The 12,916-nt window shown below is 27.9% G+C and carries 8 protein-coding genes; 5 read left to right on the top strand and 3 right to left on the bottom strand.

Features of this window, described 5'->3' with window-relative positions; translation table 11 throughout:
* Positions 1-110: 110 nt before the first annotated feature.
* Complete coding sequence (locus MBFIL_RS08800; RefSeq protein WP_066973661.1) at positions 111-8,891, bottom strand: beta strand repeat-containing protein; 8,781 nt, start codon at positions 8,889-8,891, stop codon at positions 111-113.
* Between the two features lie 627 nt (positions 8,892-9,518).
* Here MBFIL_RS08800 and MBFIL_RS10690 point away from each other — a divergent pair.
* The 5 genes from MBFIL_RS10690 to MBFIL_RS08785 all read left to right on the top strand — a co-directional run bounded on the left by MBFIL_RS10690 (position 9,519) and on the right by MBFIL_RS08785 (position 11,174).
* A complete protein-coding gene (locus MBFIL_RS10690; RefSeq protein WP_157078740.1) occupies positions 9,519-9,719 on the top strand; it encodes a hypothetical protein in 201 nt (66 codons plus the stop codon).
* A 271-nt stretch (positions 9,720-9,990) separates the two neighbouring features.
* Positions 9,991-10,302 (top strand): nucleotidyltransferase domain-containing protein, encoded by a 312-nt coding sequence (locus MBFIL_RS08795; protein WP_066973659.1) that lies wholly within the window; start codon positions 9,991-9,993, stop codon positions 10,300-10,302.
* Entirely contained in the window at positions 10,295-10,663 is a 369-nt protein-coding gene (locus tag MBFIL_RS08790; protein ID WP_066973658.1) for a HEPN domain-containing protein, read from the top strand. Before MBFIL_RS08795 ends, MBFIL_RS08790 begins: the two co-directional genes overlap by 8 nt.
* A 45-nt stretch (positions 10,664-10,708) precedes the next feature.
* Positions 10,709-10,834 carry a hypothetical protein gene (locus MBFIL_RS11145; protein ID WP_281192566.1) on the top strand — a complete coding sequence of 42 codons (126 nt, stop codon included), beginning with the start codon at positions 10,709-10,711 and terminating at the stop codon, positions 10,832-10,834.
* Between the two features lie 160 nt (positions 10,835-10,994).
* Entirely contained in the window at positions 10,995-11,174 is a 180-nt protein-coding gene (locus MBFIL_RS08785) for a hypothetical protein (protein WP_066973656.1), read from the top strand.
* A gap of 508 nt (positions 11,175-11,682) precedes the next feature.
* Here MBFIL_RS08785 and MBFIL_RS08780 read toward each other — a convergent pair.
* Both MBFIL_RS08780 and MBFIL_RS08775 read right to left on the bottom strand, forming a co-directional pair.
* Positions 11,683-12,384, bottom strand: a complete 702-nt coding sequence (locus MBFIL_RS08780) for an ATP-binding protein (RefSeq protein ID WP_066973654.1) — start codon at positions 12,382-12,384, stop codon at positions 11,683-11,685.
* Entirely contained in the window at positions 12,381-12,644 is a 264-nt protein-coding gene (locus MBFIL_RS08775) for an ATP-binding protein (RefSeq protein ID WP_066973652.1), read from the bottom strand. Before MBFIL_RS08775 ends, MBFIL_RS08780 begins: the two co-directional genes overlap by 4 nt.
* Between the last annotated feature and the right edge of the window lie 272 nt (positions 12,645-12,916).

Here is a 12,916-nt window from a genome sequence, read left to right as displayed (position 1 = left end):
GACACACAAGACTAACAATATCAAGAATAAAAAACATGCTAAAAGAAAAATAAGAATATAAACAAAAAACATCACAACATTACACACTACATATCTAACATGAAAAATCCTTAACTTAACAGCTGTGGGACTTTACCTGTTTTTGTTGGAATATAATTGAAGTAGGATAAACCGTTTGCATCGGTTTTATTAGTTCCCACAAATTTACCTCCAACATAAAATTTAACAAAAAGCCCTTGTATAGGTTTACCAGTATCAGTATCAGTTATTTTAGCTTTTAAAGTTGCAGTATCACCTTTTAAAATTGTGACATTATTAACAGTGATTGTACTATTTCTTAAAGTGGGATTGAAACTAATTGATTTATAACTTGAATCATACTGGTTATCACCAGAGAATTTTGCTTCAATATTCATGGTAGAATTAGTAAGATTGACTGGTATAATAATATGCCCTTCGCTGTTACTAATAAATTCACCTAGTGATTTACCATTAACAATAATCTCAACAGTCTTATTAATCAATGGATTACCATTTTTATCTAAAACATCTACAGTAACATTAACCACATCATCAACACTACCACTCGGAACATTAATATTTAGAGAAACATTTTGTTTAGAGAAATTAACATCTAAAACAGTGCTATTGGAATTATAAAGTTGATTAGCATTAACAGTGACATTTAAACTACTAATAGAATCTTTAATATTGTAAGGTAAATTAGCAAGCCCATTAACAAAGTTAACATTAGTATAATTAACCCCACCAACACTAACATTAAACAAACCACTAACAAGATAGCTAGAATTAGCCAAATTAGTAAGATTCAAAGTAATATTAACCACTTGACCAACATTACCACTCGGAACAACCGCACCAATACCAATATTTGCTTTAGTGAAATTAACAACAACATTAGTATCATTAGAACTATAATAATTATTACCATTAGTACCAATATTTAAACTACTATCTAATGCTGTAATCTGATAGAACACATTAGCTAAACCATTCACAAAGTTAACATTAGTATAATTAACACCACCAACACTAATATTAAACAAACCATTAACCAAATAGCTAGAATTAGCCAAATTAATGAGACTCAAACTAACATTAACCACTTGACCAACACTACCACTCGGAACAACCGCACCAATACCTAATTTTGCTTTAGAGAAATTAACAGTACCCTCAGTATCATTAGAACTATAATAATCATTACCACCAACAATAACATTCAAACTACTACCTGAGGATGTAATCTGGTATGATATATTAGCTAAACCGTCCACAAAGTTAACATTAGTATAATTAACCCCACCAACACTAACATTAAACAAACCATTAACAAGATAGCTAGAATTAGCCAAATTAGTGAGACTCAAACTAACATTAACCACTTGACCAACACTACCACTCGGAACAACCGCACCAATACCTAATTTTGCTTTAGTGAAATTAACAGTACCATCAGTATTACTAGAGCCATAATAATCATTACCACCAACACTAACATTTAAACTACTACCTACTGCTGTAATCTGATAGGATACATTAGCTAAACCATTAACAAAATTAACATTAGTATAATTAACCCCACCAACACTAACATTAAACAAACCATTAACAGAATAAGTAGAATTAGCTAAATTAATGAGACTCAAAGTAACATTAACCACTTGACCAACACTACCACTCGGAACAACCGCACCAATACCTAATTTTGCTTTAGTGAAATTAACAATGAGACTAGTATTATTAGGATTATAATAATCATTACCACCAACACTAACATTTAAACTACTACCTACTGCTGTAATCTGATAGGATACATTAGCTAAACCATTAACAAAACTAACATTAGTATAATTAACCCCACCAACACTAACATTAAACAAACCATTAACAGGATAGGAAGAATTAGCTAAATTAGTGAGATTTAAAGTAACATTAACAACTTGCCCAACACTACCACTCGGAACTGTGATATTAATACCTAATTTTGCCTTAGAGAAATTAACAACAACACTGGCATTATTAGGATTATAATAATCATTACCACCAACACTAACATTTAAACTACTACCTACTGCTGTAACTTGATAGGATACATTAGCTAAACCATTAACAAAACTAACATTAGTATAATTAACCCCACCAACACTAACATTAAACAAACCATTAACAGGATAGGAAGAATTAGCTAAATTAGTGAGATTTAAAGTAACATTAACAACTTGCCCAACACTACCACTCGGAACTGTGATATTAATACCTAATTTTGCTTTAGATAAATTAACAACAACACTGGCATTATTAGAACTGTAATAATCATTACCACCAACACTGACATTTAAACTACTACCTACTGCTGTAACTTGATAGGATATATTAGCTAAACCATTAATAAAGTTAACATTAGTGTAATTAACCCCACCAACACTAAGATTGAACAAACCATTAACAGAATAAGTAGAATTAGCTAAATTAGTGAGATTTAAAGTAACATTAACCACTTGACCAACACTACCACTCGGAACTGTGATATTAATACCTAATTTTGCTTTAGATAAATTAACAACAACACTGGCATTATTAGAACTGTAATAATCATTACCACCAATACTAACATTCAAACTACCTACTGCTGTAACTTGATATGATATATTAGCTAAACCATCCACAAAATTAACATTAGTATAATTAACCCCACCAACACTAACATTAAACAAACCATTAACAAGATATGTAGAATTAGCTAAATTAGTGAGATTTAAAGTAATGTTAACTACTTGTCCAACATTACCATTGGCAGTAGCATTGATACCTAATTTTGCTTTAGTAAAGTTAACAATGCCATTAGTATTATTAGGATTATAATAATCATTACCACTAACACTGATATTCAAACTATTACTTACTGCTGTAACTTGGTATGATATATTAGCTAAACCATTAATAAAGTTAACATTGGTATAATTAACCCCACCAACACTAACATTAAACAAACCATTGATAGGATAGCTAGAATTAGCTAAATTAGTGAGATTTAAAGTAATATTAATTATTTGTCCAACATTTGCATTGGGAGTTGTGATGTTTATGTTGATATTGGCTTTGTTTATGAATATTTCTGCAGTGCTATTAAGGCATGAGTAGTTACCATTATCTAATTCAGCAGAATATGTGAAATTATAAGTGAAATCAGTCCCTGTGTATGTGAAAATAGCTATACCACTGGAATTTGTGATAGAAGTACCTACAATATTGCCATTGACAATGAAATTAACTGTTACACCATCTAGTTGACCGTCTAATTGACCAGTGACATTAGCTATTAATGTAGGGTAGACTCCAACTGTTGTGGTGTTGTTATAAGTTGTGATGGTGGCATTTTGAGGGTAGAAGGTGAGGTTGGTGGTGTTGAAGGTTAGGATAGTGGTGTTATCATCATCAAAAGCGATGGTGAAAATGGAGTAGTTGCCTGTGTAATTGATTAGGTATGTGATGCTAGTAAATCCATTGGCATCAGTTGTTCCAGTTCCAATGAAGATTAAATCAGCAGTTCCTGATCCATTAAAATCACCATCAATGTCTATGTAAAAGTTAACGGTTTTATTAGACATAGGTCCAGTTAGATTAGATAATGTGGCATTAATAGTTATATTGGTGTGATATGTTCCATTTTCTCCGTTAACAGTTATATTTTCTCCACTATTATTGTAAATTAGTAGATCTATTTTGTTGGCTTCGTTGTCTGTTACAAATGTGAATTCAACTTCTTGTGTGTTGGTGAGGTTTAGTGTGACTGCAATGATTTTGTTTTCTCTTGCATCGAAGTTACTGATATGTGTTAATCCAGTTGGATTGAAAGATAAAAGGTTGAATACTTCAACACTCCCTGTGGTTGTGATATTAGTCCAAACATCAGTAACAAAATAAGGTAGTAATGTTGCATTAGCAGAGCTGTTATCATTTAAACCAAAAGTGTAGTTAAATAAGGCTATGCTGTTATGACCAACAATGGAGATATTGGTAATTCCCACAACAAAGTATTTATCAGGAGTAAATGGAGCACCATTTGCCATTATACTTAGAGTGTTATCTCCCCACCAGTTATAATCAAGAATGGAATTAATACCATTATCTTCTAAATCAAAAGTACTTGAATTTATATCTATATCACTTTCTTTCTTATTAGTATTGTTAAATATACGACTGTAGCTAATGTTAGTATCAGAAGCACCATTATTAATTATAATAGCTAAATTATTATTAAAAACATTGGATCTGTACAATACTCCATTATTTCCATCAAAATAAATGGGTTGGTCGTTTAAAGTGAAATTTAATTGAATAATAGTTGTGTATTCCCCACTTGTGTATATTCCACCAGCTGTTGAAGCATTGTTCCCTATGAAATTAGAATTGTTAACAATTAAATTATCTGCTGTATTGTAAATAGCTCCACCATAATAACCAACAGCAGAATTATTTGTGAAATTAGAATCATAGATACTTATTAAACCACTATTATCAATGTATAATGCGCCGCCATTATTGTAAGCAGTGTTACTTGTGAAATTAGAGTTAGATATAACAGAATTATTTTCTACATGGAGATAAATAGCTCCAGCACCATCACCACTATCATTAAAAGCAGTATTGTTAGAGAATTCACTGTTGTTTATATGAATATCATAAGCCCATAAATATAATGCACCACCATTATAATATGCAGAATTATCAATGAAAGTTGAATTGTTAATAATTAATATTGATTCATCATAGCTATAAGCATAGCAAAGAGCACCTGCATCTCCTGTAATAGCTGTGTTATTAATAAATTTAGTGTTAGTAATATTCGCATTATTACCATAAATGTATACAGCACCATAAGATCTAGCAGAATTATTAATAAAAACAGAATCAATAATTGTTAAATTTGAGTTTTCATTACCAAAATCAAAGTAAAGAGCACCAGCATCACCCTCATCTGCAAGGTTATTTATAAAACTAGAATTAATCACAAATACATTATTACCATAAACATATGCTACTCCATAACCCCACTTAGCATAATTATTATTGAATATAGAATCTTCTATAATTAAGATAGAACCATCATTTCCATTATCATAATAAACAGTATAATATCCATTTAATGCTTGATTATTTGTGAAATTAGTATTATTAATAGTTACATTAGGAAAATTAGTGTAAAGAGCACTATAACCATAAGTAGCACTATTATTAATAAAAGTTGAATCAATAATATTTAAAATAGCAGTATCATAATTATATTCCATGTACAATGCACCATAATAACCATTATCTGCAGTATTGTTAATAAAGCTAGTATTAGTAATATTCACATTATTACCATAAATATAAACAGCACCATAACTACTGGCAGAATTATTAATAAAAACAGAATTATTAATTGTTAAATTTGAGTTGTCATTATAAAGCTCAAAATACATAGCACCAGTACTACCATCATCTGCAAGATTATTTACAAAGCTAGAATTAATCACAATTACATTATTACCCTGAACATATCCTGCTACATTGCCCCACCTAGCATAATTATTATCGAATGTAGAATCTTCTATAATTAATATAGAACCATCATTCCCATTCTCATAATAGAAAGCACCTGTACCTCCATTTAAAGCACTGTTATTTAAGAATGTTGAATTAATAATAGATGCATTATGAACATCCATGTAAACTGCACCATAACTATAATAAGCAGTATTATTAATAAAGTTTGAATCTTTGATTAATGAAGTGGAATCTCCATCATAGTGACTTATATCAATAGCACCAGTATTACCCTCAAGTGCACTATTATTCAAGAAGCTTGAATTAATAACAGTTAAATTAAAGCTAGTAGTATAAATTGCACCAGTGGAATTAGCATAGTTGTTATTGAAAGTAGAATCTTGAATATATAGTATTGTTTTATTATCATAAGAGTTATCTAAGTAAATAGCTCCAGCATCATTAGCATGATTATTATTGAAAATGGAATTATTAATAAAAATGGTGTTAGAACTATAAATAGCTCCAGCAATATTTATTGCACTATTATTTGTAAATGTTACATTGTTAAAAATGTTTTTCCCATTGATTCTTATTGCACCTGCTGAATTTGCAGTGTTATTAACAAAACTAGAATTAGTGAAAGTTAATTGCCCCATACTGTATATTGCACCACCATAATAGTCGTAGTTGTTAAAATTAATAAAACTAATATTAGTAAAGTTCACAGCTACATTTGAAATATCGAACAAATGATATGTATTTTCACCATCAAGAATAACATTTCCAAAGCCTTGAATTGATAAATTTTTATTAATGGTTAAGTTAGTATTATTAATTCCAGTGTAGGACCCCTCAGGTGCGATAATTATTTTACCACCTTCTTTAAGAATAATTAGTGCTTGTTTTAGTGTTGCAACAGCATTATTCCAGTTAGAACCATTATTTTCATCGTTTCCCCCAGTTTGATTAACATAAACAATACCAAGCAGATCTTTAGTAGTGAAAAGCCAGTAATCAACAATAAGAGTAGTATTATCTCCAGAATATGAGAAACTTCCATTAACTTTAGGATTGAATTCACTATTTAAAACATCATTGATATACTTATAACCAGTGAAATTAGGTAGTAAACTTATATCATAGGAATCAGAGTTATTCAGAGTGAAAGTGTATTTAATATTGCTTCCATTAATATTAGCGCTGGCAATAAAGTAATTATTTGCAACAACTGTAGAAGGAATGTTATTTTCACCCCACCAATTGTAGTCAAAATTATTATTGTTATCATAATCATAGTCCATAAGTCCTTCTGATGGATTGAAAAAACGATTATAATTAATTTTAATGTTACTTCCATAAGTAGTAATTACAGCATCTAATGCATAATTTCCAACAAAATCAGATTGATTGATAACTACATTTGAAGCACTATTCATAATAGCTCCACCACTTCTAGCATTATTACTAGTAAAATTAGATAAAGTCACATTAAAATTAGAAGCCCCATTATAAACAGCTCCAGCACCGTAAGTAGCACTATTATTACTAAAATTAGATAATATGATCCTTAAATTAGAATTAATATTATAAATAGCACCACCATAATAAGTAACATTATTATTACTAAAATTAGAATTACTCACAGTTAAATTAAGACCATAACTGTAAATAGCACCACCATAATAACTAGCATTATTACCAATAAAACTAGAATTATTCACAGTTAAATTATTACTATAATAATTATAAATAACACCACCATAATAACTAGCATTATTACCAATAAAACTAGAATTATTCACAGTTGAATTATTAGCATAATGATTATAAATAACACCACCATAATAACTAGCATTATTACCAATAAAACTAGAATTATTCACAGTTGAATTATTACTATAATAATTATAAATAACACCCGCATAACTAGCATTATTACCAATAAAACTAGAACCACTCACACTAAAATTACTACTACGATTAGTATAAATAGCACCACCATAATTTATTGCATTATTACCAGTAAAAACAGAATTATTTACACTACAATTAACACCAAACTGATTATAAATAGCACCAGCATAACTAGCATTATTATCAATGAAACTAGAATTACTCACACTACAATTAACACCAAACTGATTATAAATAGCACCACCAGTAATAATGGCTTTATTAGCAGTGAAAATAGAACCATTCACTCTAGAATTAACTCCATCAGCTTCATTATAAATAGCACCACCAAAATTACTAGCATTATTACCAGTGAAACTAGAATTATTTACACTAAAATTAATACCAGTATTAAAAATAGCACCACCATGCCAACGAACATTATTGTCTGTAAAACTAGAATTATTTACACTAAAATTAATACCAGCATTAAAAATAGCGCCACCAGAATCACCACCATAATTACCAGCGAAAACAGAATCACTCACACTAAAATTATCAGCAGTATTATAAATAGCACAACCAATATAAATAACATTATTACCAGTGAAACTAGAATTACTTAAACTGAAATTAAGACTAACACTATTAAGAATAGCACCACCATAACTAGCAGTATTATTAGTGAAAACAGAATTACTAATAATAAAATTACCCCTATTAGAAATAGCACCACCACCACCATTAACAACAGTATTATTAGTGAAAACAGAATCACTCACACTAAAATTAGCATAATCATTATTATAAATAGCACCACCAAAATTACTAGCATTATTACCAGTGAAACTACAATTAATAACAGTTGAATTACCAGTATTCATAATAGCACCACCATCAGAATAACTAGCAGTATTACCAGTAAAACTACAATTAATAACAGTTAAATTACCAGAACTATAAATAGCGCCACCATAATAATTACTAGCAGTATTACCAGTAAAACTACAATTAATAACAGTTAAATCACCAGAATTATAAATAGCACCACCAATATTATCATGAGCATTAATAAAGATCAGATTTTTAAAAGTAATATTATTCATATCCATAGAACTACCTATGGTAAAAATATTACCTGAACCCCTAGCATCAATAGTAGCAGTACCATTTCCTTGAATAAGTAAATTTTTAGAAACAGAAAAACTAATATTGTTCCTTATATCACTATCTTTATTATAAATCCCTTCATTTAAAGTCAAAGTATCATCTGACTGACCATTACTATTTATTGTAGCTATTACACTATTAATTCCTCCAGAATCACCAGGATTCAAAGTATAATCCGTAGCACTAACACCAGAAACTAAAAACATAATAGATAATACAATAGTTAAAAAATACAATGATCCTCCTGAAATCAAACCATTATTAAACTTCATAAAAAAACACCCTTTATTACTATTATCCATTTATTAATCTTTTAATACACTCAAAATACTCATTATTCTTTTATAATTTTAAAATCAAAAATATTTAAATAATAAAATATGAAATTACGGAAAATTATACCACATATAACAATATTAATCAATATTAAGAGAATTAACTATATATGCATTATATATAGTGATTTAACATTTCCTAATTATATATTCATGATAATTAATACTATTATTATATATTGATATATGTAATATATATATTTAACTGTTCATGATAATATAAATTATTCAATAAATATGAATATTAATATATATATATATATATATATATAAAAACTATTGAATATTATAGAAAAATTTTGAGTATTTCATAATAGAATAGTGCTAAAATATGAATACAATGATAGCAAATTCATTAAAAAGCATTAAATGTAAAATAAAAGAAATTTTATAAGGAAAAAAAGCCACATTTCAATTTAATGTACTGATTAAATACTCTAAACGAAAATATAAACAAAATGGAATAAAATACTTCGCATATTCAGTATACAATACTGACATACCCATAAAAAACACATTTAAAGAATATAGAAAACGATTAGAATAGAATCCAGTTACAGACTAATGAACCAAGCACGAACACACACCACTACAAAAAACCCAGCACTAAAACTACTATGCATAGGACTAAATCTTCTACTAGTCAACATTTGGACCTACATCCAATGGACACACCTCAGCACACCACGACAAAGCGGTCAGGAAAAAGTAACTTGGACATTCAAAAACATGCTAAAATGTGGCTGTCAAAAACTAACCTCTTGAGAAAACCGTATCATATTATACTATGAAATATGTACTCAATATTAATGTAATATGGAGTAAAAATCATGTTCTTATGTAAATAACAGCTTAAAAAGCTATCCTAAAACAAATTAGTACACTACCAAAATAGATAGTGGAAATAACAGTTTAACAGAACTCCAAAATTTCATATTTGATAGCAATTTATCCAGTAACAAAAAGAATATTAACTACTTTAAATATAAATTAATTTTATAAAAATATTAGATAATTTAAAACAAAAGTGATACATATGAATAGAAAAGAAATAGCTATCGATTTTGCAAATTCTTTAAATCATCCAGAAATTGAAAAAATTATTCTTTTTGGGTCTGTTGCTCGAGGAGACGATACTGAAGATTCTGACATTGATGTAATTATTTTTGTTGCGAATGAACGAGATGAATTTAAAATTAATGATGATGTATATACTAAAGTAATGGACATTGTTTGTAATAATATGGAATACATTTCAGCTAAAATAATAAATATTAACCATTATAACAAATATAAACACAATGCATTCTATTCTAATGTGGATAAGGAAGGCGTTATTCTTGCATGATTGTGAATCTGCATTTAAAAGAGCATTAAACATGTTGAGTGATGCTGAATTTAATTTCAATGGTAATCGCTACAACACTTCAATTAATCGTTCTTACTATGCAGTATTTTATGCAACAAAGGATTTACTTTTTAAAAAAGGGATTGAGAGTAAGAAGCACAGTGGTAATATCCAAAATTTTGGTAAAGAATATGTGGCTAAGGGAGATTTTGATCCCAAAATAGCTAAAATATTATCTCAATTAGAAGTAGATAGGATAAATATGGATTATGATACAGATTTCAATGCTTCAAAATTCAGGGCAAAACAAGATTTAGATAATGCTAACTTATTCATAAGTGAATGTAAGAAATTTTTGTAAATACAAATACTTTAAATTTAATTTAATTTAAAGGATTTACCGGAGATGTCTGAACATTTAAACACTACACATGATGACTACATGAAAAAAATGAAAAAAACATTTTTAAAACCAGACAGGACTCAAGTTTTATTTAAAACTAATAATTTGAAAGACAAAATGATGAGTTAAAAGGACTAAAGTTATGATAAATCATATGTTTACTAATATTTTTCAGGAGGGAAAGTTTTTACACACTTGCTAAAACAAAACATGAAAGATTCAAATGAATACAACGTAAACATTATTGATGAAAATTTAAATAAAGGTTATAAAAATAGAGGTGTTTAAAATGGTTGGATGTACTGCAATATATAATCCCAATTCTAAATTTCTAATTAAGAGAGATGATGAATTAAAATCTAAAAATAATTCTTTTGACTTCAATAAAAATGTTCCTCTTTTAAATACAACTTCTAATTTAGGTCATATTTCTAAAAAATGTGGAAACTTTTTCAATAAATTTAAATGAAATCAGCAAAGATATGGAGAAAGGAAATAGGATTGAATTAGATATCGAGGCATTATTCGATTAATAAAGATTATAAAATCTTTATTCAACCAGATATACAGGAATATCTAGATGAAATTAAAGAAAATGATAAAACTATTTTTAATCAATTATGATAACATTTAAAGATAAAAACAGTGTAAAACGATTAAAACTAAAATTAAGCAACCTTGAGCTCAGATTAGGAGTTTTACACCCTATCCAGATTAGGGTACAAAGCATTATAAATACATTAATATAAGTTTTTTAGTGTATTCTAAATATCCCATTTTATTATAGCTTTTTCATGAAATTTATGAGTATCTAGAACGATAGTCTATTTTTATCTTCTGTTAGTATTTTTGGGAATAATTCTTTCATTTTAGCTATATTATCTTCTAAAATATTCTTACTTTCCCCATCAAGCTTTGATTCTATCATAATAATCACTTATTTATCACTTAATTTTAAAAACATTCAATTATAATTTTCATATATCCATTTCTCCAGTTAAAAAATCAACAATATTTACATGTTTTATTCCTTGTCTGGATCTATCAAAGTCATCCATTGAAAAAACATATTTAGGATAATTGTCATTTATTTTACCTAAAGGTTCGAATTCTCTTTTTATTGTGTTGTCATCTGCTAAAATATATGTAACTTGTATATAAATAGTTTTATTATTTTTTTTACAAACAAAGTCCACTTCTTTTTCATATAATTTACCAATTGTTATATCATATCCTTTTCTAATTAATTCATTGTATACTATATTTTCAAGAGTTTGACCTATATCTTCAGTATTTTTTCCATAAATGATTTGGCGGAAACCTAAATCTACTACATAAAATTTTTCTATATAATTTAAAAGTTTTTTTCCAATTAAATCTTCTCTTCTAACTTTATTAATTAAACATGCATCTTCAAGATAAGATAAGTAGTTATAAATAGTCTTTGTTGAAATACTCACTTTGTCTTTTTTTAAATAATTTACTATATTTTTTGCAGAAAACAATTGTCCTATGTTTGCCATTGTAAACCTAACTATTCTATCTAATAAATCAATATCTCTAATTTCATTTCTTTGAACAACATCTTTAAGGATTATTGAATTATATAAATCTCTGAAAATTTTAATCTTTTCATTATCATTAAACCCTAATGTAGAAGGCATGGCACCATATTTCATATATTCATTAAAAAGTTTTTTATAGTCTTTTTCTGATTTTTTTTCTCTTTTAATGCTTTATATTTCAAAAATTCTTTAAATGAAAATGGGTAAATTTTTATTTCAACATATCTTCCACTTAAATAAGTAGCCAGCTCACCAGATAGAAGTTTAGCATTTGATCCTGTAATATAAATATCAAATTTATCTTTAGCTAAATAAGAGTTAACAAGCTCTTCCCAACCTTCAACTTTTTGGACTTCATCTAATTGGCTGTGCAATAATTATTTTTTGATTCTTTTTAGTTATGCTTAGTTTTAAATATTATGGAGTGTAATATAGTATTAATGTTTTTTAGTTTTTGTTGAGTTGGTGTTTATGGTTTTGCATGAAGATAGTATTGGTCAGGTGTTTTTACTTCCTTTAAATTTGAGGGACTTTATTCCAGATAATCATATTTGTTTTTTTATTGAGGAATTGGTTAGTCGGTATGATTTTGGTGATTTGCATTCTAAATATGCGGATACTCCAGGTAAGAAAGCTTATTCTAGGA

The organism is Methanobrevibacter filiformis (genome assembly GCF_001639265.1).
In the GTDB taxonomy this organism is placed as follows: domain Archaea; phylum Methanobacteriota; class Methanobacteria; order Methanobacteriales; family Methanobacteriaceae; genus Methanacia; species Methanacia filiformis.
This window is presented reverse-complemented; position numbering and strand designations above follow the sequence as displayed.